General features: G+C 63.7%; 16 protein-coding genes and 4 tRNA genes. 19 read left to right on the forward strand and 1 reads right to left on the reverse strand.

The window, feature by feature from the left end; translation table 11 throughout:
* Positions 1 to 74: 74 nt before the first annotated feature.
* The 19 genes from ACK56M_RS08095 to ACK56M_RS08185 all read left to right on the forward strand — a co-directional run bounded on the left by ACK56M_RS08095 (position 75) and on the right by ACK56M_RS08185 (position 18,825).
* The gene (locus ACK56M_RS08095; RefSeq protein ID WP_015269432.1) at positions 75 to 839 is read left to right on the forward strand and encodes a class I SAM-dependent methyltransferase; all 765 of its coding nucleotides are present in this window, start codon (positions 75 to 77) and stop codon (positions 837 to 839) included.
* A gap of 54 nt (positions 840 to 893) precedes the next feature.
* Positions 894 to 1,976 carry a 3-isopropylmalate dehydrogenase gene (leuB, locus tag ACK56M_RS08100; RefSeq protein ID WP_015269433.1) on the forward strand — a complete coding sequence of 361 codons (1,083 nt, stop codon included), beginning with the start codon at positions 894 to 896 and terminating at the stop codon, positions 1,974 to 1,976.
* 63 nt (positions 1,977 to 2,039) lie between these two features.
* On the forward strand, positions 2,040 to 3,152 hold the full coding sequence (asd, locus tag ACK56M_RS08105; protein ID WP_003260268.1) for an aspartate-semialdehyde dehydrogenase: 1,113 nt from the start codon (positions 2,040 to 2,042) through the stop codon (positions 3,150 to 3,152).
* A 902-nt stretch (positions 3,153 to 4,054) separates the two neighbouring features.
* Positions 4,055 to 5,059, forward strand: coding sequence for an aspartate-semialdehyde dehydrogenase (locus tag ACK56M_RS08110; RefSeq protein WP_054573328.1), 1,005 nt, complete (start codon positions 4,055 to 4,057; stop codon positions 5,057 to 5,059).
* A 71-nt stretch (positions 5,060 to 5,130) separates the two neighbouring features.
* Positions 5,131 to 7,854, forward strand: a complete 2,724-nt coding sequence (locus ACK56M_RS08115) for a FimV/HubP family polar landmark protein (RefSeq protein WP_015269435.1) — start codon at positions 5,131 to 5,133, stop codon at positions 7,852 to 7,854.
* Between the two features lie 194 nt (positions 7,855 to 8,048).
* Positions 8,049 to 8,909, forward strand: a complete 861-nt coding sequence (gene truA / locus ACK56M_RS08120; RefSeq protein WP_025338241.1) for a tRNA pseudouridine(38-40) synthase TruA — start codon at positions 8,049 to 8,051, stop codon at positions 8,907 to 8,909.
* Positions 8,910 to 8,970: 61 nt separating this feature from the next.
* Positions 8,971 to 9,591, forward strand: a complete 621-nt coding sequence (locus tag ACK56M_RS08125; RefSeq protein WP_013971608.1) for a phosphoribosylanthranilate isomerase — start codon at positions 8,971 to 8,973, stop codon at positions 9,589 to 9,591.
* A 222-nt stretch (positions 9,592 to 9,813) separates the two neighbouring features.
* Entirely contained in the window at positions 9,814 to 10,707 is an 894-nt protein-coding gene (gene accD / locus ACK56M_RS08130; protein WP_013971609.1) for an acetyl-CoA carboxylase, carboxyltransferase subunit beta, read from the forward strand.
* Positions 10,707 to 12,014, forward strand: a complete 1,308-nt coding sequence (gene folC, locus ACK56M_RS08135; RefSeq protein WP_054573327.1) for a bifunctional tetrahydrofolate synthase/dihydrofolate synthase — start codon at positions 10,707 to 10,709, stop codon at positions 12,012 to 12,014. The genes accD and folC overlap by 1 nt, the downstream gene beginning before the upstream one ends.
* Complete coding sequence (locus ACK56M_RS08140) at positions 11,998 to 12,663, forward strand: SPOR domain-containing protein (RefSeq protein ID WP_191471881.1); 666 nt, start codon at positions 11,998 to 12,000, stop codon at positions 12,661 to 12,663. The genes folC and ACK56M_RS08140 overlap by 17 nt, the downstream gene beginning before the upstream one ends.
* 228 nt (positions 12,664 to 12,891) lie before the next feature.
* The gene (locus ACK56M_RS08145; protein ID WP_013971612.1) at positions 12,892 to 13,449 is read left to right on the forward strand and encodes a CvpA family protein; all 558 of its coding nucleotides are present in this window, start codon (positions 12,892 to 12,894) and stop codon (positions 13,447 to 13,449) included.
* A gap of 42 nt (positions 13,450 to 13,491) precedes the next feature.
* Complete coding sequence (purF, locus tag ACK56M_RS08150; protein ID WP_013971613.1) at positions 13,492 to 14,997, forward strand: amidophosphoribosyltransferase; 1,506 nt, start codon at positions 13,492 to 13,494, stop codon at positions 14,995 to 14,997.
* 16 nt (positions 14,998 to 15,013) lie between these two features.
* A complete protein-coding gene (locus ACK56M_RS08155; protein WP_003258500.1) occupies positions 15,014 to 16,225 on the forward strand; it encodes an O-succinylhomoserine sulfhydrylase in 1,212 nt (403 codons plus the stop codon).
* Positions 16,222 to 16,995 (forward strand): SDR family oxidoreductase, encoded by a 774-nt coding sequence (locus tag ACK56M_RS08160; protein ID WP_013971614.1) that lies wholly within the window; start codon positions 16,222 to 16,224, stop codon positions 16,993 to 16,995. Before ACK56M_RS08155 ends, ACK56M_RS08160 begins: the two co-directional genes overlap by 4 nt.
* Before the next feature lie 178 nt (positions 16,996 to 17,173).
* A tRNA-Val gene (locus ACK56M_RS08165) sits at positions 17,174 to 17,249 on the forward strand.
* 66 nt (positions 17,250 to 17,315) lie between these two features.
* Positions 17,316 to 17,392, forward strand: a tRNA-Asp gene (locus tag ACK56M_RS08170).
* Between the two features lie 99 nt (positions 17,393 to 17,491).
* Positions 17,492 to 17,568, forward strand: a tRNA-Asp gene (locus ACK56M_RS08175).
* A gap of 140 nt (positions 17,569 to 17,708) precedes the next feature.
* A tRNA-Asp gene (locus ACK56M_RS08180) sits at positions 17,709 to 17,785 on the forward strand.
* Positions 17,786 to 17,985: 200 nt separating this feature from the next.
* Entirely contained in the window at positions 17,986 to 18,825 is an 840-nt protein-coding gene (locus ACK56M_RS08185) for a DUF2242 domain-containing protein (RefSeq protein ID WP_015269439.1), read from the forward strand.
* Positions 18,826 to 19,031: 206 nt separating this feature from the next.
* Here ACK56M_RS08185 and ACK56M_RS08190 read toward each other — a convergent pair whose 3' ends face one another.
* Complete coding sequence (locus tag ACK56M_RS08190; RefSeq protein ID WP_013971616.1) at positions 19,032 to 19,901, reverse strand: DMT family transporter; 870 nt, start codon at positions 19,899 to 19,901, stop codon at positions 19,032 to 19,034.
* Positions 19,902 to 19,948: the final 47 nt, after the last annotated feature.

Raw genomic sequence — 19,948 nt, forward strand, 5'->3', positions numbered from 1 at the left:
GTGGGTTCTCTGTGGGAGCTGGCTTGCCGGCGATAGGGCCAGTAGAGACAACCCAAAACCAAAAGGATCGAGACATGACCAGCACCCAGCACACCGATGTGGTCCAACGCCAGTTCGGCGAACAGGCCAGCGCCTACCTCAGCAGCGCCGTGCACGCCCAAGGCAGTGAATTCGGCCTGCTGCAAGACGCGCTGGCAGGGCGGGGCCATGCCCGCGTGCTCGACCTTGGCTGCGGTGCCGGTCATGTCAGTTTCCACGTCGCCCCTCTGGTTGCCGAAGTGGTCGCCTACGACCTCTCGCAAGCCATGCTCGACGTGGTCGCCAGTGCCGCCGCCGAGCGCGGCCTGGCCAATATCACCACCGAACGCGGTGCCGCCGAACGCCTGCCGTTCGCCGACGCCTCGTTTGACTTCGTCTTCAGCCGCTACTCGGCCCACCACTGGAGCGACCTGGGTCTGGCCCTGCGCGAAGTGCGCCGAGTGCTCAAGCCGGGTGGCGTGGCGGCGTTCATCGACGTCATGTCGCCGGGCAGCCCGCTGCTCGACACCTACCTGCAAACGGTCGAAGTACTGCGCGACACCAGCCACGTGCGCGATTATTCCGCTGCCGAATGGCAACGCCAGGTCAGCGAGGCTGGCCTGCATGTACGCAGCCACACCCGCCAGCCGCTGCGCCTGGAGTTTTCCAGCTGGGTCGAGCGCATGCGCACCCCCGAGCCAATGCGCGTGGCAATTCGCCAATTGCAGCAAGCCATGGGCGAAGAAGTACGGCAGTATTACCAGATCGAGGCCGATGGTTCGTTCAGCACCGATGTGCTGGTGTTGTGGGCCGAGCGTTAAGAACTTTTCGGTGGGGCCCGCTTGGCCGCGCCGCGTGAATGGATAGAGGAAAGCATGAGCAAGCAGATTCTGATTCTCCCAGGTGACGGTATCGGCCCGGAAATCATGGCCGAGGCGGTCAAGGTGCTGGAGCTGGCCAACGACAAGTTCCAGCTCGGTTTCAACCTGGAGCACGACGTGATCGGTGGCGCCGCCATCGACAAGCACGGTGTGCCGCTGGCCGACGAGACCCTGGAACGTGCGCGCAAGGCCGATGCCGTGCTGTTGGGCGCCGTGGGCGGGCCGAAGTGGGACAAGATCGAACGGGACATCCGTCCCGAGCGCGGTCTGCTGAAAATCCGTTCGCAACTGGGCCTGTTCGCCAACCTGCGCCCGGCCATCCTCTACCCGCAACTGGCCGATGCCTCGTCGCTCAAGCCAGAGATCGTTTCCGGCCTGGACATCCTCATCGTCCGTGAGCTGACCGGCGGTATCTACTTCGGTGCCCCGCGTGGCCAGCGCGAGCTGGAAGGCGGCGAGCGCCAGGCCTACGACACGCTGCCGTACAGCGAAAGCGAAGTGCGCCGCATTGCCCGTGTCGGCTTCGACATGGCCCGCGTGCGCGGCAAGAAGCTGTGCTCGGTAGACAAGGCCAACGTCCTGGCTTCCAGCCAGCTGTGGCGTGAAGTGGTCGAGGACGTGGCCAAGGACTATCCGGATGTTGAACTGAGCCACATGTACGTCGACAACGCCGCCATGCAGCTGGTGCGTGCGCCCAAGCAGTTCGATGTGATGGTGACCGACAACATGTTCGGTGACATTCTGTCGGATGAAGCTTCCATGCTGACCGGCTCCATCGGCATGCTGCCTTCGGCGTCGCTGGATGCCGACAACAAGGGCATGTACGAGCCGTGCCACGGCTCGGCGCCGGACATCGCAGGCCTTGGCATCGCCAACCCGCTGGCGACCATCCTGTCGGTGTCGATGATGCTGCGTTACAGCTTCAATCAGTCGGCTGCCGCCGAGGCGATCGAGAAGGCCGTGAGCCTGGTCCTGGACCAGGGCCTGCGCACCGGCGACATCTTCTCGGAAGGCTGCCGCAAAGTTGGTACGCAGGAAATGGGCGACGCAGTAGTCGCAGCGCTGCGGAATCTGTAATCTCTCTGGCCCGCCACCCAAAATTCCCGGTGGCGGCCCACTTTTAGCAAAGGTGTAGTTGCGATGAAACGTGTAGGTCTGATCGGTTGGCGCGGTATGGTCGGTTCCGTGCTCATGCAGCGGATGCTGGAGGAGCAGGATTTCGACCTCATCGAGCCGGTGTTCTTCACCACCTCCAATGTTGGCGGCCAAGGCCCGAACGTGGGCAAGGATACAGCACCGCTCAAGGATGCTTATTCGATCGAAGAACTCAAGACCCTCGACGTTATCCTGACCTGCCAGGGCGGCGACTACACCAACGAGGTCTTCCCCAAGCTGCGTGAAGCCGGCTGGCAGGGTTACTGGATCGACGCCGCCTCGTCCCTGCGCATGCAGGATGACGCGGTGATCATCCTCGACCCGGTCAACCGCAAGGTCATCGACCAGCAGCTGGACGCGGGTACCAAGAACTACATCGGCGGCAATTGCACCGTCAGCCTGATGCTGATGGGCCTGGGTGGCCTGTTCGAAGCCGGCCTGGTCGAGTGGATGAGCGCTATGACCTACCAGGCGGCCTCGGGTGCCGGTGCGCAGAACATGCGCGAGCTGATCAAGCAGATGGGTGCTACCCATGCTGCCGTCGCCGATGACCTGGCCAACCCGGCCAGCGCCATCCTCGACATCGACCGCAAGGTTGCCGAGACCATGCGCAGCGAAGCGTTCCCGACCGAGAACTTCGGCGTGCCACTGGCTGGCAGCCTGATCCCGTGGATCGACAAGGAACTGCCGAACGGTCAGAGCCGTGAAGAGTGGAAGGCCCAGGCCGAGACCAACAAGATCCTCGGCCGCTTCAAGAGCCCGATCCCGGTCGACGGCATCTGCGTGCGCATCGGCGCCATGCGTTGCCACAGCCAGGCGCTGACCATCAAGCTGAACAAGGACGTGCCGCTGGCCGATATCGAAGGCATGATCAGCCAGCACAACCCTTGGGTGAAGCTGGTACCTAACCAGCGTGAAATCAGCATGCAGGAGCTGAGCCCGACCAAGGTTACCGGCACCCTGAACATCCCGGTTGGCCGCCTGCGCAAGCTGAACATGGGGTCCCAGTACCTGGGCGCGTTCACCGTAGGTGACCAGCTGCTGTGGGGCGCGGCCGAGCCGCTGCGCCGCATGCTGCGGATTCTGCTGGAGCGTTGATCGCTCCGGCCTGACCGAAAACCCGCGCTGGCGACAGCGCGGGTTTTTTTATTTCCGATCCATCCCGGCCGGCCCGGCTCTTCTCTGCTTTCGCTTTCGCTTTTGCTTTTGCTTCTAGGCGCGCGATAGTTCAGGCGCCGCCGATTGCGACTTCAGGAGGCCGAGCGAAGGGATTGCGGAGGGAGGTGACGGGCATGGATGCCCGTCAAGCGCTGAGGCCCCATGGATGGGGCCTGCAGCGCGTCCTCCCGGGAGCAAGCCCGTAGCGAGGGGACCCCGGAGCGTAGCGCAGGGGCCGGATGATGGGAGCCGACGGTTTTTGGTTCCTTTTTGCCACGACAAAAAGGGACCCGCCGTAAGGGCGGAAAGGTGACTTGGCGCCACCATCGCGAATGAATGTCTACTCGATGCGAATGCCCACACCAAAAGCCAAAAAGCCAAAAAGCCAAAAAGCCAAAAAGCCAAAAAGCTTAAGCGACGGTTTTGATATGGCGAACAGTCCGTTTGCGATGGCGACGCTGATTCACCTTTTCGCCCTTACGGCGAGTCACTTTTTGTCAAACGCGACAAAAAGTAACCAAAAAACGCTGCGCTCCCATCATCCGGCCCCTCCGCTACGCTACGGGGTTCCCTCGCGCCGGTCTTGCTCCCGGGAGCACGCGCTGCAGGCCCCATCCATGGGGCCTCAGCGCTTGACGGGCATCCATGCCCGTCACCTCCCTCCGCAAGACCTCTGCTCGGCCTCCTGAAGTCGCGAAGATCAAGATCAAGATCAAGATCAAGATCAAGATCAAGAGCAAGAGCAAGAGCAGCGCAGCTCTAGGTTTGGGCCAGCACAGACAAAACTCTACAATCCGAGTAAAGTGCCGCCCCCCGCCGTTTTCAGCAAAAGGATCCCTTCCATGACACACCCTTTGGACATCGCCGTCGTCGGCGCCACCGGCAGCGTCGGTGAAGCCCTGGTGCAGATCCTCGAAGAGCTGGATTTCCCGGTCGCCACCCTGCACCTGCTAGCCAGCATGGAATCGGCGGGCAGTAGCGTGATGTTCGCCGGCAAGAAGCTGAAGGTACGTGAGGTGGACAGCTTCGACTTTGCCCAGGTCAAGCTGGCCTTTTTCGCCGCAGGCGCCGCAGTCAGCCGAAGCTTTGCCAGCAAGGCGCTGCAGGCAGGCTGCACGGTCATCGACCTGTCCGCTGGTCTGGACGACGCCCTGGCTCTGGTGCCCGAAGCCAACGCCGAACGCCTGATTGACCTGGCATTGCCCGCGCGCATCGTCAGCCCGTGCTCGGCCGCGGTTGCCCTGGCCGTTGCTCTGGCACCGCTCAAGCGCCTGCTGGATATCGAGCGGGTGCAGGTGATGGCCGCGCTGGCGGTGTCCGCACAAGGTCGGGAAGCTGTCAACGAACTCGCCCGGCAAACTGCCGAGCTGCTCAATGCCCGGCCCCTGGAGCCGCGCTTCTTCGATCGCCAGGTGGCGTTCAACATGTTGGCCCAGGTCGGTGCCGCCGATGAGCAAGGCCACACCGCCCTGGAGCGCCGCCTGGTCGGTGAGCTGCGTGTGCTGCTGGGCCTGCCTGAACTGAAGATTTCCGTGAGCTGCGTTCAAGTCCCGGTATTTTTCGGCGATAGCTTCAGTGTGGCGGTACAGAGCCGTCGCCCGGTCGACCTGGAGGCGGTCAACCAGGCCCTCGAGGCGGCTGACAGCGTCGAACTGGTGGAGCGCGACGATTATCCGACTCCGGTAGGCGACGCAGTAGGCCAGGACGTGGTCTATGTTGGTCGTGTAAGGCATGGTGTTGATGAAGACCAGCAGCTCAACCTCTGGCTGACCACCGACAACGTGCGCAAAGGCGCCGCGCTCAATGCTGTGCAAGTGGCGCAATTGTTGATTAAACACATGCTGTAAAAGATACTGGCGAGCACTATTGTCCTGCTCTGCATGCAGGTTTCAGGACGCTTCATACAAGGGAAGAGGTCATGCTTCGAATTCGCAAACTGGTTCTGGCCATGGCTGCAGCATCGGCGCTGTCGTCGGGCATGGCGAATGCCCTGGGCCTGGGGGAACTGACCCTCAAATCGGCACAGAACCAGCCCCTGGACGCCGAGATCGAACTGCTCGACGTGCGCGACCTCACCGCTGCCGAAGTGGCACCGAGCCTGGCGCCGCCGGAAGATTTCAGCAAGGCCGGGGTGGCATTCCCAACCTACCTCGAAGACCTAACCTTCACGCCGGTGATCAACCCCAACGGCAAGAGCGTGCTGCGTGTTACCTCCAGCCAGCCGCTGCCGGAACCGGTGGTAAAGTTCCTGGTCCAGGTGATGTGGCCGCAGGGCCGCCTGCTGCGTGACTACAGCGTGCTGCTCGACCAGGCCAAGGCCCAGGGCGACAAGCCTGCGGCAGGCAATGTCGCGCCAGCGGTGACCGCTGCCGGCAGCTATACCACCCAGCGCCGGGACACCCTGTGGCAGATTGCCGCGCGCAATACCCAGGGCGGCTCGATCCAGCAGACCATGATCGCGATCCAGGCCCTGAACCCGGACGCTTTCATCGGCAACAACATCAACCAGCTGAAGGTTGGCCAGGTGTTGCGCCTGCCCGACCAGCAGCAGATCCAGAACATCCCGCAGAGCGAGGCGACCGCCGAGGTGGCCGAGCAGTATGCTGCCTGGCGTGAAGGTCGTCGCCTGGGCCCGCGTGCCCGCCAGCTGGACGCCACTCGCCGCGGTACCGCCGAGGCAGCTCCGGCGCGTATCGCCCAGGGCGACAACCTGCGCCTGGTCAGCCCGGGCAACCAGGCTGGTGCCGACCAGGCCAAGGCCCTCAATGACAAGCTGGCGGTGGCCCAGGAAAGCCTGGACACCAGTCGTCGCGACAACGAAGAGCTCAAGAGCCGCATGGCCGACCTGCAGAGCCAGCTGGACAAGCTGCAGCGTCTGATCGAGTTGAAGAACAACCAGCTGGCCCGCCTTGAAGCCCAGGGGGCGGCTGCACCGGCCGAACCGGTCGCCAAGCCTGCGCCTGCCGCCGTCGATACCGCACCCAAGCCGGTGCCCGCCGCCGAGGCCGCACCTGCCGGTCAGCCTGACAGCGTGATCGACGAAATCATGGGCAACCCGCTGCTGCTCGGGCTGATTTCCGGTAGCGCCTTCCTCGTACTGCTGCTTCTGCTGCTGTTGCTGGCGCGCAAGCGCAAGGCCCAGCAGGAGGCTGAAAAGCACCTGCGCATGGCGCGGGCGCTGGAAGAAGAGCAGGGCGCAGGCTTTGACAGCGATAGCGCAAGCTTCGATGGCGTAGAAGTCTCGGCGCCGAGCGTAACCCTGTCGCCGGCCGTGGTCGCCGCTTCGGCTGCCGCCGCCACCGCCGCGGAAAAAACGGCGGCACCCGCTGTCGAAGCGCAACCTGAACCGCAAGCCGACCCCCACGCCGCTTTGCTGGCGGAAGTCGAGCAGTGCGTGGCCGAAGGCCGCCTGAACCGCGCTACCGACCTGTTGGAACCTGCCGTGGCCGCCGCGCCGCAGCGTGACGACCTGCGCCTGAAACTGATGGATGTGTACGCCCGCCAGGGTGACCAGAGCGCGTTCGTCGAGCAGGAGCGCAAGTTGCCGGCCAGTGAGCAGAACAGTGCAGCGGTTGCCGGGTTGAAAGAGCGCTACCCGGCCATGCTCGGCCTGGCTGCTGCCGGCCTGGGCGCGGCGGCCCTGGCTGCCGAGATGGATGAGCAGTACGTGCAGGAGCTGTTGCAGGATCAGCCTGATACGCCAGTGGTTGCCGATGTAGCGCCGGAGGAAGTGCCGGCGGTCGAGCCAGAGGTGGCGATTGAACCAGAGGCCGTTGCTCTGGCGGAACCTGAAGCAGCGCTCGAACCCGAAGTTGACCTGGATGCTGAGCTGGATGCCTTCGATGAAGTGCCGACCCTCGATGCGCCGGGCCTGGACGAGCAGGACCTGGACAGTGCCTTCGACCTGAGCCTGGGTGACGACCTGCCCGAGCAAGACCCGCTGGCAGCGCCGCTGCTGGACGAATCTGTGGCCCAGCAACCTGTAGTCGAAGAGCCGGTACTGGATGAACCCGTGCTGGAATCGGCTCAGCCCGAAGACGAGCCGTTTGCGGTGGACGCCGAGCTACAGGCCGACGCTGACGCCGAATTCGAGGCCATGCTGGCGCAGGCCGAGCCACAGCCCGCTGTGGACCTGTCCGACTTCGACCTCGACATCAGCGAGCCGGTTGCCCCGGCAGCCCCGGCTGCGGTCGACGAAACCCCGGTGGATGTCGCCGCCGAGTTGGCTGCCTTCGACAGCGAGCCAGCGTTCGACCCGCTTTCCGAGTTCGATCTGCCATCCGACTTCGATCTTTCGCTGTCGCTGGAAGACGATTCGCCGGCAGCCAAGAGCTTTACCTCGGAGCTGGACGACGTCAACGCTGAGCTGGACAAGCTGTCGCAGAGCCTCGAGTCGCCGTCGCTGGAGCCGCATTTCACCAGCGAGGATGCGGCTGCCCAGCCCGAGCCCGAGCCACTGGACGACCTGGACTTCGACTTCTTCTCCGGAAGCGACGAAGTGGCCACAAAGCTTGACCTGGCCCGCGCCTATATCGACATGGGCGACAACCAGGGCGCACGCGACATTCTCGATGAAGTGGTCAAGGATGGCGACGACAGCCAGCGTCAGGAGGCCGAGGACATGCTCTCCCGGCTGGTCTGAGGTTGCCTGCTCCGGCCTCTTCGCGGGTAAACCCGCTCCCACAGGTTCATCACAGGTCCGAATTCTGTGCGGGCCCTGTGGGAGCGGGTTTACCCGCGAAGAGGCCCTGAAAGGCAGTGCATATTCAACGGCAGCCCTACACGGCTGCCGTTGTCGTTATAATCCCCGCCATTCCGTACACCCCCACAGGTTTCATGCTCTTGGACATCATCGACACCGCCGCCGCCGAGTCCGCGGCCGAAGGCTACTCCCGCATCGCCCTGGGCGTGGAATACAAAGGCGCGCGCTACCGTGGCTGGCAGCGCCAGGCCAGTGGCGTGCCCAGTGTCCAGCAGGCCCTGGAGCAGGCGCTGTCCAAGGTGGCCAACGAGCCCATCTCGGTAATCTGCGCCGGGCGCACCGACGCCGGTGTGCATGGCTGCGGGCAGATCGTGCACTTCGACACCCGCGCCGTGCGCGATGAGCGCGCCTGGACCATGGGCACCAACTTCAACCTGCCCCATGACATCAGCGTGGTCTGGTCGCGGCCGATGCCGGCCGACTTCCATGCCCGCTTCAAGGCCTGCGCCCGGCGTTACCGCTACGTCATCTACAACGACCCGATCCGCCCGGCCCATCTGGCCGAGGAAGTCACCTGGAACCACCGCCCGCTGGATGTCGAACGCATGGCCGAAGCCGCGCAGTACCTGCTTGGTACCCATGACTTCAGTGCCTTCCGCGCCAGCCAGTGCCAGGCCAAGTCGCCGATCAAGCACATCTACCATCTGCGCGTCACCCGCCATGGCCAGATGATCGTGCTGGACGTGCGCGCCACGGCTTTCCTGCACCACATGGTGCGTAACATTGCCGGTGTACTGATGACCATCGGTGCCGGAGAGCGCCCGGTCACCTGGGCGCGTGAGGTGCTGGAAGGGCGCAACCGCCGCGAAGGTGGGGTCACGGCGCACCCATACGGCCTCTACCTGGTGCAGGTGGAGTACCCCGAGGAGTACGCGCTGCCCAAGCGTTACATCGGTCCACACTTTTTGACCGGTTACGAAGCATTGGCAGACTGACGGGCGAAAAGTCATTTGCTAACATCCGGCCTTTCACCGTAACAAGCAGGGTTAGCTGTCCATGAGCAATGTTCGCAGCAAGATCTGCGGGATTACCCGCATCGAAGACGCACTGGCCGCTGCCGAAGCGGGGGCCGATGCCATCGGCTTCGTCTTCTATGCCAAGAGCCCGCGCGCCGTGGACGTGCGCCAGGCGCGGGCGATCATTGCCGAGCTGCCGCCGTTCGTGACCACGGTCGGTTTGTTCGTCAATGCTTCGCGCTGCGAGCTGAACGAGATTCTCGAAGTGGTTCCGCTGGACCTGCTACAGTTCCACGGCGACGAAACCCCACAGGACTGCGAAGGCTACCACCGCCCCTGGATCAAGGCCCTGCGCGTACGCCCGGGCGACGACCTGGAGGCGGCCTGCCGGCTTTACGCTGGTGCCCGCGGCATTCTGCTGGACACCTACGTGCCGGGCGTACCCGGAGGCACCGGTGAAGCGTTCGACTGGTCGCTGGTGCCTGCGCGCCTGAGCAAGCCGATCATTCTGGCGGGCGGGCTGTCTGCCGACAATGTCGGCCAGGCCATCGCCCAGGTACGGCCGTACGCGGTGGATGTCAGTGGCGGCGTGGAGCAAGCCAAGGGCATCAAGGATGCGGCGAAGATCGAGGCCTTCATGCGTGCGGTGAAACAGGCGTGATGGCAGATGTGACGGCTGGCTGCGCGCCATCGTCCATAGCTTTCGCAGCCCTGCGGGGCAGCCGCCTGCGCCTGTGGCGGCAACACAACACATTAGCGGTGGGGTGGCGCGCTGGTAGTCCTGGCGGCCGGTCCATCATCGTTTCATAAAAGATTTTGAGCTCAAGGGCAGGGTAGGGCCGGCGACACCGGACCACGCCTGCCAATACTGGAGAAAGAAAGCATGAGCAACTGGTTAGTCGACAAACTGATCCCTTCGATCATGCGTTCCGAGGTGAAGAAGAGCTCGGTGCCTGAAGGCCTGTGGCACAAATGCCCGGCCTGCGAGGCCGTGCTGTATCGTCCGGAGCTGGAAAAGACCCTGGATGTCTGCCCCAAGTGCAACCACCACATGCGCATCGGCGCACGTGCGCGCATCGACATCTTCCTCGACGCCGATGGCCGTGCCGAACTGGGCGCCGACCTGGAGCCGGTCGATCGCCTGAAGTTCCGTGATGGCAAGAAGTACAAGGACCGCCTGGCTGGCGCGCAGAAGCAAACCGGCGAGAAGGACGCCCTGATCTCCATGAGCGGCACCCTGATGGGCATGCCGATCGTGGTCAGCGCCTTCGAGTTCTCGTTCATGGGCGGCTCCATGGGTGCCATCGTCGGCGAGCGCTTCGTGCGCGCGGCCAACTATGCCCTGGAGCACCGCTGCCCGATGGTCTGCTTCTCCGCCTCGGGCGGTGCACGCATGCAGGAAGCGCTGATCTCGCTGATGCAGATGGCCAAGACCTCGGCCGTGCTGGCGCGCCTGCGCGAAGAAGGCATCCCGTTCATCTCGGTACTGACCGACCCTGTGTACGGTGGTGTCTCCGCCAGCCTGGCCATGCTCGGTGACGTGATCGTCGGCGAGCCGAAGGCACTGATCGGCTTCGCCGGCCCGCGCGTGATCGAGCAGACCGTGCGCGAGAAGCTGCCGGAAGGCTTCCAGCGCAGTGAGTTCCTGCTGGAGCACGGCGCCATCGACCTGATCATCTCTCGTGGCGAGCTGCGCCCGCGTCTGGCCCGCCTGCTGGCGCAGATGACTGGCCAGGAAACCCCGGAGCAAGCGCGTGAGGCGGCTGCCGTCGCGTGATGAAACAACGATCCCTGGGCGAATGGCTCGCCTACCTCGAGCAGTTGCACCCCTCGGCCATCGACATGGGCCTGGAGCGGTCGCAGAAGGTGCTTGCCCGGCTGGCGCTAGGCAAGCTGGCGCCACGTGTGGTGACGGTGACCGGCACCAACGGCAAGGGCTCGACCTGTGCCTTCGTGGCCTCGCTGCTGCGTGCCCAGGGGTTGAAGGTTGGCGTGTACAGCTCGCCGCACCTGTTGCGTTACAACGAGCGGGTGCTGATCGATGGCCAAGAGGCCAGCGATGAGCGCCTGTGCGAAGCCTTCGCCGCCGTCGAGGCGGCGCGGGGCGAAATTTCCCTGACCTACTTCGAGATGGGCACTCTGGCCGCGTTCTGGTTGTTCTACCAGTCGCAGCTGGATGCCGTGGTACTGGAGGTGGGGCTTGGTGGCCGCCTGGACACCGTGAACGTGGTGGATGCCGACCTGGCCCTGGTGACCAGCATCGGCGTCGATCATGTCGATTACCTGGGTGATACCCGCGAGCTGGTGGCCTTCGAGAAGGCAGGCATCTTCCGTCAGGGCAAGCCGGCACTGTGCGGTGACCTGGATCCGCCTCAGCCGCTGCTGGACAAGGCCGCCGAACTGGCTGCGCCGATGTTCCTGCGTGGTCGTGACTTCGACCTGGCCATTGCCGATGGCAGCTGGAACTGGCGGGGTACTGCGGCTGATGGAGCGCCGGTAGAGCTGCTTGGCCTGCCTTTGCTCGACCTGCCCATGGAAAACGCCACGCTGGCCCTGCAGGCCTACCTGCTGATGGGGCTGCCCTGGGACGCCGGCCAGATTCGCCAGGCGCTGCTGGATACCCGAATCACGGGTCGCCTCGACCGTCGCCAGCTGAGCTGGCAGGGCAAGCCGGTGGAACTGTTGCTGGATGTCGGGCACAACCCGCACGCCGCGGAGTACCTGGCCCGGCGCCTGGCGGCCCGGCCGCTGAAGGGGCGCCGCCTGGCGGTGTTCGGCCTGCTCGCCGACAAGGACCTGGACGGTGTTGTCGCGCCGCTGCAGGGGCTGGTCGACGACTGGGCAGTGGCGCCACTGGATACCCCGCGCAGCCGCCCGGCTGCGGAGCTGGCCACGGCCTTGACGAACGTCGGCGCCGCGGTGAAGTCTTATGCCAGCGTCGATGCTGCCCTTGAAGGGCAATGCGCGCAGGCAACGGCGGATGACCAGATCTTGCTGTTCGGTTCGTTTTTCTGTGTTGCCCAGGCACTGGAATGGCTGGAGCGGCACGCCCAGGAGGGTGGAGTAGATGGCAGTGCTGGATAAAGGGATGAAACAGCGCATGGTGGGTGCGTTGGTGCTGGTGGCGCTGGCGGTGATTTTCCTGCCGATGCTGTTCACCCGCGAGGACGAGATGCGTCAGGTGCGCGTCGATGCCCCGCAGGCGCCGGCCATGCCAAGCCTGCCGGAAGTGAAGGTGGAGCCGGTCGCCGTGCCGGAGCCGCAGGCCATTGCGCAAGAGCCGCAACAGCCACCGGTGGTGGTGGACGAGTCCACCGCGCCGGCGAGCACGCCCAGCCAGCCGATTGCACCGTCACCGCAGACCCAGCCTCAAGTGCAGGTGCAGCCCCAGCCTCAGCCTGCCAAGCCGCAGGCGCCTGTGGCCAAGGTCGAGCCTCAGCCGGCAGCCAAGCCGGCCGCGCCGACGGCGCCATCGAAGATCGACGTCAATGGCCTGCCGGTCAGCTGGTCGATCCAGTTGGCCAGCCTGTCCAACCGTGCCGGGGCCGAAAAGCTGCAGCAAACCTTGCGTAGCCAGGGTTACAACGCCTATATCCGCTCGGCGGGTGGCATGAACCGCGTGTACGTGGGGCCGCTGATCGAGCGGGCCGAGGCTGAGCGCGTGCGCGACGCCATCAACCGCCAGAACAGCCTCAATGGCTTCGTGGTGCGCTTCCAGCCTGAGCGCAGCTGAGTCTGGCTGACTCGGGCCCTTGTAGGAGCGGCCTTGTGTCGCGATCGGGCCGCATGGCGGCCCCAGCGATTTTGGCTGTGTCCGAGATCCTTGGGGCCGCTGTGCGGTCCGATCGCGACACAAGGCCGCTCCTACAGAAGTGCGCATGCTAATCCACCCGACATTCCGCTTACTCCCAGCCCGCCGCTCTGTTAAAATGCGCCGCCTCAAACGTCTGCAGGCAGCACCGTGGCATTTACCTTGGTTGATTGGGCGATCATCGCGATCATCGCCGTCTCCACACTGATCAGTCTCAAGCGCGGCTTCGTCAAGGAAGCCTTGTCCTTGCTCATCTGGATCATTGCCGGTGCGGTTGCCTGGATGTTCGGCGGTTCGCTCTCGGTGTATCTTGAAAGCTACATCCAGACGCCGTCGATGCGCGTCATCGCCGGCTGCGCCATTCTTTTCGTCGCCACCTTGCTGGTGGGGGCCATGATCAACTTCCTCATCGGCGAGCTGATTCGCGTGACCGGGCTGTCCGGCACCGATCGTTTCCTGGGCATGGCCTTCGGCGCCGCGCGCGGGGCCCTGCTGGTGGTGGTGGCCATCGGGCTGATCAGCCTGGGGCCGGTTCAACAAGACACCTGGTGGCAGGAATCACGCCTGATACCACAATTTCTCTTGGTTGCCGACTGGTCGAAAAACCTGATCCTGGGTTTTACCGGCCAGTGGACACCCAGTGGGCTGATCGGCACTCCAGCTGATCTTCCGTTCAAGGAACAGTTGCTCGGGCCGGCAAAGCCCTGAGCACTATTCACTCAAGTTTCGTCAAAGTAGGGGTTGCGTCGCATGTGTGGCATCGTCGGTATCGTCGGTAAGTCGAACGTCAATCAGGCGCTGTATGACGCGCTTACGGTCCTCCAGCACCGCGGCCAGGACGCTGCCGGTATCGTGACCAGCCATGACGGCCGGTTGTTCCTGCGCAAGGATAATGGCCTGGTGCGCGACGTGTTCCAGCAGCGCCACATGCAGCGCCTGGTCGGCAGCATCGGTATCGGCCACGTGCGCTACCCGACGGCGGGCAGCTCGACCTCTGCCGAGGCGCAGCCGTTCTACGTCAACTCGCCGTATGGCATCACCCTGGCACACAACGGCAACCTGACCAACGTCGAGCAGCTGGCCAAGGAGATCTACGAGTCCGACCTGCGCCACGTCAACACCAACTCCGACTCGGAAGTACTTCTGAACGTGTTCGCCCATGAGCTGGCGGTGCGTGGCAAGCTGCAGCCGACCGAAGAAGACGTGTTCGCCGCGGTTTCCCACGTGCACAGCCGCTGCGTTGGCGGTTACGCCGTGGTGGCGATGATCACCGGCTACGGCATCGTCGGCTTCCGCGACCCCAACGGCATCCGCCCGGTGGTGTTCGGCCAGCGTCACACCGACGAAGGCGTGGAATACATGATTGCTTCGGAAAGCGTGGCCCTGGACGTCCTCGGCTTCACCCTGATCCGCGACCTGGCGCCGGGCGAAGCGGTGTACATCACCGAAGAAGGCCAGTTGTACACCAAGCAGTGCGCCGAAGCACCAAAGCTGCAGCCGTGCATCTTCGAGCATGTCTACCTGGCCCGTCCGGACTCGATCATGGATGGTGTGTCGGTGTACAAGGCCCGTCTGCGCATGGGTGAAAAACTGGCCGACAAGATCATGCGCGAACGTCCCGAGCATGACATCGACGTGGTCATCCCGATCCCGGACACCAGCCGCACCGCGGCCCTGGAGCTGGCCAACCGTCTGGGCGTGAAGTTCCGCGAAGGTTTCGTCAAGAACCGCTACATCGGCCGTACCTTCATCATGCCAGGCCAGGCCGCGCGCAAGAAATCGGTACGCCAGAAGCTCAATGCCATCGAACTGGAGTTCCGCGGCAAGAACGTGATGCTGGTGGACGACTCGATCGTGCGCGGCACCACCTGCAAGCAGATCATCCAGATGGCCCGTGAAGCCGGCGCCAAGAACGTCTACTTCTGCTCCGCAGCTCCTGCCGTGCGCTACCCCAACGTCTACGGCATCGACATGCCGAGTGTTCACGAACTGATCGCCCACAACCGTACCACCGAACAGGTGGCCGAGTTGATTGGCGCCGACTGGCTGGTCTACCAGGACCTGCCGGACCTGATCGACTCGGTCGGTGGCGGCAAGATCAAGATCGATCAGTTCGATTGTGCGGTGTTCAACGGTGAGTATGTCACTGGCGATATCGACGAAGCCTACCTCGACCGCATCGAGCAGGCTCGTAACGACCTGGCCAAGGCCAAGAACCAGGCGGTCAGTGCGATCATCGACCTCTACAACAACTGATTTCGGGAGCGACGGCATGACGGATCAATGGGATGCCGGACGACTGGACAGTGACCTCGAGGGTGTCGGTTTCGACACCCTGGCGGTGCGCGCTGGTCAAAACCGTACACCGGAGGCCGAGCACAGCGAAGCGCTGTTCCTGACCTCCAGCTATGTGTTCCGCACGGCTGCCGATGCGGCCGCACGCTTTGCCGGCGAAACGCCGGGGAACGTCTATTCGCGCTACACCAACCCGTCGGTGCGTGCCTTCGAGGAGCGCCTGGCGGCCATGGAAGGCGCCGAGCAGGCTGTGGGCACCTCCACCGGCATGGCGGCGATCCTCGCCGTGGTGATGTCGCTGTGCAGTGCCGGTGACCATGTGCTGGTGTCGCAGAGTGTGTTCGGCTCGACCATCAGCCTGTTCGAGAAGTACTTCAAGCGCTTTGGCGTGCAGGTGGACTACGTGCCACTGGTCGACCTCGCCGGCTGGGAAAAGGCCATCAAGGCCAATACCAAGCTGCTGATCGTCGAATCGCCGTCCAACCCGCTGGCAGAGCTGGTCGACATCACCGCGCTCAGCGAAATCGCCCATGCCCACGGCGCCATGCTGGTGGTGGACAACTGCTTCAGCACCCCGGCGCTGCAGCAGCCGCTGAAGCTGGGTGCTGACATTGTGTTCCACTCGGCCACCAAGTTCATCGACGGCCAGGGCCGCTGCATGGGTGGCGTGGTTGCCGGCCGTGCCGAGCAGATGAAAGAAGTGGTGGGCTTCCTGCGTACCGCAGGCCCCACCCTCAGCCCGTTCAACGCCTGGATCTTCACCAAGGGTCTGGAAACCCTGCGCCTGCGCATGCGTGCGCACTGCGAAAGCGCCCAGCTGCTGGCCGAATGGCTGGAGCAGCAGGAGGGCGTGGAGAAGGTGCATTACGCCGGCCTGCCGAGCCACCCGCAGCACGAACTGGCCAAGCGCCAGATGAGTGGCTTCGGTGCGGTGGTCAGCTTCGAGGTGAAGGGTGGCAAAGAAGGCGCCTGGCGCTTCATCGACGCTACCCGGGTGATTTCCATCACCACCAACCTGGGTGACAGCAAGACCACCATCGCCCACCCGGCCACCACCTCCCACGGTCGCCTGACGCCGCAGGAGCGTGAAGCCGCGGGTATCCGCGACAGCCTGATCCGGGTTGCCGTGGGCCTGGAAGATGTGGCCGACCTGCAGGCCGACCTGGCGCGCGGGTTGGCGGCACTGTGATTGAAATCCGCGGCGGTACGCCCGGCCATAACGGCCGGGTAGCCCTGGTGACCGGTGCCGCACGCGGCATCGGCCTGGGTATTGCCGCCTGGTTGATCTGCGAAGGCTGGCAGGTGGTGCTCAGCGACCTTGACCGCCAGCGCGGCGCAAAGGCGGCCAAGGCGCTGGGTGACAATGCCTGGTTCATCACCATGGACGTTGCCGACGAGGCCCAGGTCAGCGCCGGGGTGTCGGAGGTGCTGGGGCAGTTTGGTCGCCTGGACGCGCTGGTGTGCAATGCGGCCATCGCCAACCCGCACAACCAGACCCTGGAAAGCCTGAGCCTGGCGCAGTGGAACCGGGTGCTGGCGGTCAACCTCAACGGCCCGATGCTGCTGGCCAAGCATTGTGCGCCGTACCTGCGTGCGCACAATGGGGCGATCGTCAATCTCACGTCCACCCGGGCGCGGCAATCCGAACCCGATACCGAGGCCTACGCAGCGAGCAAGGGCGGGCTGGTGGCCTTGACCCATGCCTTGGCCATGAGCCTGGGCCCGGAGATTCGCGTCAATGCGGTGAGCCCGGGCTGGATCGATGCCCGTGATCCGTCGCAGCGCCGTGCCGAGCCGTTGACCGAGGCGGACCATGCCCAGCACCCGACGGGCAGGGTAGGGACGGTGGAAGACGTGGCGGCCATGGTTGCCTGGCTGTTGTCTCGGCAAGCGGCGTTCGTCACCGGCCAGGAGTTCGTGGTCGATGGCGGCATGACCCGCAAGATGATCTACACCTGAGCCTTGTGCATATCTTGTACCGGCCTCTTCGCGGGTTTACCCGCGAAGAGGCCGCCACAGGCAACCGCACCGCTTTTGCGCTTTTCTGAAAAAAATTCAATGGGGCTATTGACTTAGCTTCGCCACCTGCGTAAATTTCGCGGCCTCAGCGAAGCAAACGCAACAAGCAACATCGCGAGGGTGATTAGCTCAGCCGGGAGAGCATCTGCCTTACAAGCAGAGGGTCGGCGGTTCGATCCCGTCATCACCCACCACTTCCTGAGATGTTCCTGGTGCTTCAGGTTTCGCAAGAAACCGATAGCCAGAGAGGAACGCACTGCGCAGCGGTAGTTCAGTCGGTTAGAATACCGGCCTGTCACGCCGGGGGTCGCGGGTTCGAGTCCCGTCCGCTGCGCCATTTTTCAGTATCAGATGGGTGCCTGGCACCGGTCTGAAGCCACAAGGTAAACGCCTTAGGCTGATCCCAGTTTCAATCGGGCGAAAGCCTGAACGATACGCAGCGGTAGTTCAGTCGGTTAGAATACCGGCCTGTCACGCCGGGGGTCGCGGGTTCGAGTCCCGTCCGCTGCGCCATCTTCGTTTCAAGGTCCTTGAACACCTTGAAGCAAACACAAAAGAAGCGATCACGTCATCGCTTTTTTTGTGCCTGTCCTGAGGCCATCACGCCGGAAGGGTAGACCCAGGTTTCAATCGGGCGCAAGCCTGAATGATACGCAGCGGTAGTTCAGTCGGTTAGAATACCGGCCTGTCACGCCGGGGGTCGCGGGTTCGAGTCCCGTCCGCTGCGCCATCTTCGCTTCGAGGCCCCTTGAACGTCTCGAAGCAACGAGAAAGCGACCTTAGGGTCGCTTTTTTCGTTTCTGCGTCTGGCAATTGCCGCCCTTGACCCAGATTTACACGAACCTGACAGACTCTTCACCGATCAGCGGTTCCTGTGCCTGCCTGCTGTGTTGCACAATAGGCACCTTCTTGACTTACCCGGAATTCGCAATGACCAGATCTTCCGTCTTTGGTGCGCTCGGGCTGGCCCTGGTGCTGGCGGGCGTGACCGGTTGTTCCTCGAAAAAAGCCGCCGTCTACGAGCACGAGAACTTCGATGACTCGGGCACCTTCTCGCGCAGCTTCCCGGTGAGCGATGCCGGCTCCTGCGAGGCCGCCCGACGCGCCTTGCTCAGCCAAGGTTACATCATCACCAGCAGCGGCGCCAACCAGGTGGTGGGCAACAAGAGCTTCCAGCAGAACAGCGAGAACCACCTGCAGATCAGTTTCAACGTCACCTGTGCGCCGGATGTGAGCGACGAGCAGCGTTCGACCATGTTCGCCAACGCCTTGCAGGACCGCTACGCGCTGAAAAAGTCCAACACCTCCGCCAGCCTGGGGGTTGGTGTACTGGGGTCGGTATCGATGCCGATCGGCTCCAGCGACGACTCGATGGTCAAGGTGGCCAGCGAGACTGTGACAGCGGCGCAGTTCTATGATCGCTATTTCGCCTTGGTTGAGAGCTACTTGCCAAAGCCCAAGGCTAGGCAGGAGAGCAAGGCCAAGGTCGAGGAGCCCGCACCGCAGGTCGACGCGCCAGCGGCTGCCTTGGGGCTGCCGGAGCCGGCCGCCGCAGCGCCGGTGGCACCGGCCCCGGTTGCTGAGCCTTTGGTTGATGCGGCGCCAGCCCCGGCCCCTGTAGCCCCGGCCAGCGAGGCGGTAGCAGCGCCGGTGCTGGATGACAGCCAGGGCTCGCAGCCAGTGGCACCGCCGGCTGAGGCTGCGCCTATTGAAGTACAACAGCAAGCACAGCCTGCCGAGGCCGCTGAGCCCGCGTCCCCCGCCCTCTGATGGCTTGCCTGTAGGGGTAAACCGCTCCCACAGGTACTGCGCAGTTCTCAACATCTGCGCAGTACCGCCATGGGGCAAAATCCTCCGTGCCCATGAACTTGGCCCTGTGCTGTGCAACTGCCCCGGTGCGAACAGCTTACGGAGGTCCCCAAGGCGCGCTGCGGCTTGGCGAAGCCTTCCCAATTCGCTTTTTTCTGGATCGACATCTACAAGGCGTACTTCTTGGCCCCGGCAACACAGATGACAGCCCCCAGCGTCACCACAAGCATCATCCAGCTGACCTGTTCGTGCAGCAGCAACGCTGCCAGCCCAAGCCCCATGAACGGCTGAAAGAGTTGCAACTGGCCCACTGCTGCAATGCCACCCTGGACCAGCCCTCGGTACCAGAACACAAAACCGATCAGCATGCTGAACAGTGAAACGTAGCCGAGGCTGAACCACGCAGGGGCGCTTACTTTGGCGAAGGCATCTGGTGTCGGAAGATTAGTGATTGTCAGTAGTAGCATCAGCGGCAACGCCACCAGCAACGCCCAACTGATCACCTGCCAACCCCCCAACGTCCGCGACAGGCGCGCCCCTTCGGCATAACCCAACCCACAGACGATGACCGCCGCCATCATCAGCAAATCGCCCAGCGCCGATGCCTCCCCACCATTCATAAGCGCATATCCAACGACGATTCCGGCACCCGTCAACGAGAACAACCAGAACAGTGGCCGAGGTCGCTCACCGCCCCGCAGCACGGCAAACCCTGCGGTACACAGCGGCAGCAGCCCGACAAAGACAATGGAATGCGCAGAGGTTACATGCTGCAGGGCCAGTGCCGTCAGCAGCGGGAAACCGATTACCACGCCCAACGCTGTTACCGCCAATGACCACAGGTCACCGCGTTCAGGGCGAGGCTGGCGCAGCACAAGCAAGAAAAGCGCCCCCAACAGAGCGGCAATCGTTGCCCTGGCACAGGTCAGGAACGTCGGTTCGAAGGCCGTCACTGCCACACGGGTGGCCGGCAGCGAGCCGGCGAAGATGGCGACGCCTATAAAGCCGTTGATCCATCCGCTTGTTGATTTTTCCATCGCCCAGTCCTCGATAAGTCTGGGTTCAGTACATCACTGACGCGCTC

This window comes from Pseudomonas sp. s4, assembly GCF_046764235.1.
GTDB classification, from domain to species: Bacteria; Pseudomonadota; Gammaproteobacteria; order Pseudomonadales; family Pseudomonadaceae; genus Aquipseudomonas; species Aquipseudomonas asiatica.

Coding starts and splice junctions, on each gene's coding strand:
- ACK56M_RS08190 (WP_013971616.1), bottom strand. CDS start 19,901: ATGGAAAAATCAACAAGCGGATGGATCAACGGCTTTATAGGCGTCGCC.
- ACK56M_RS08140 (WP_191471881.1), top strand. CDS start 11,998: ATGGCAGTGCTGGATAAAGGGATGAAACAGCGCATGGTGGGTGCGTTG.
- folC (WP_054573327.1), top strand. CDS start 10,707: ATGAAACAACGATCCCTGGGCGAATGGCTCGCCTACCTCGAGCAGTTG.
- truA (WP_025338241.1), top strand. CDS start 8,049: ATGCTCTTGGACATCATCGACACCGCCGCCGCCGAGTCCGCGGCCGAA.
- ACK56M_RS08095 (WP_015269432.1), top strand. CDS start 75: ATGACCAGCACCCAGCACACCGATGTGGTCCAACGCCAGTTCGGCGAA.
- purF (WP_013971613.1), top strand. CDS start 13,492: ATGTGTGGCATCGTCGGTATCGTCGGTAAGTCGAACGTCAATCAGGCG.
- ACK56M_RS08185 (WP_015269439.1), top strand. CDS start 17,986: ATGACCAGATCTTCCGTCTTTGGTGCGCTCGGGCTGGCCCTGGTGCTG.
- accD (WP_013971609.1), top strand. CDS start 9,814: ATGAGCAACTGGTTAGTCGACAAACTGATCCCTTCGATCATGCGTTCC.
- ACK56M_RS08125 (WP_013971608.1), top strand. CDS start 8,971: ATGAGCAATGTTCGCAGCAAGATCTGCGGGATTACCCGCATCGAAGAC.
- ACK56M_RS08110 (WP_054573328.1), top strand. CDS start 4,055: ATGACACACCCTTTGGACATCGCCGTCGTCGGCGCCACCGGCAGCGTC.
- asd (WP_003260268.1), top strand. CDS start 2,040: ATGAAACGTGTAGGTCTGATCGGTTGGCGCGGTATGGTCGGTTCCGTG.
- ACK56M_RS08115 (WP_015269435.1), top strand. CDS start 5,131: ATGCTTCGAATTCGCAAACTGGTTCTGGCCATGGCTGCAGCATCGGCG.
- leuB (WP_015269433.1), top strand. CDS start 894: ATGAGCAAGCAGATTCTGATTCTCCCAGGTGACGGTATCGGCCCGGAA.
- ACK56M_RS08155 (WP_003258500.1), top strand. CDS start 15,014: ATGACGGATCAATGGGATGCCGGACGACTGGACAGTGACCTCGAGGGT.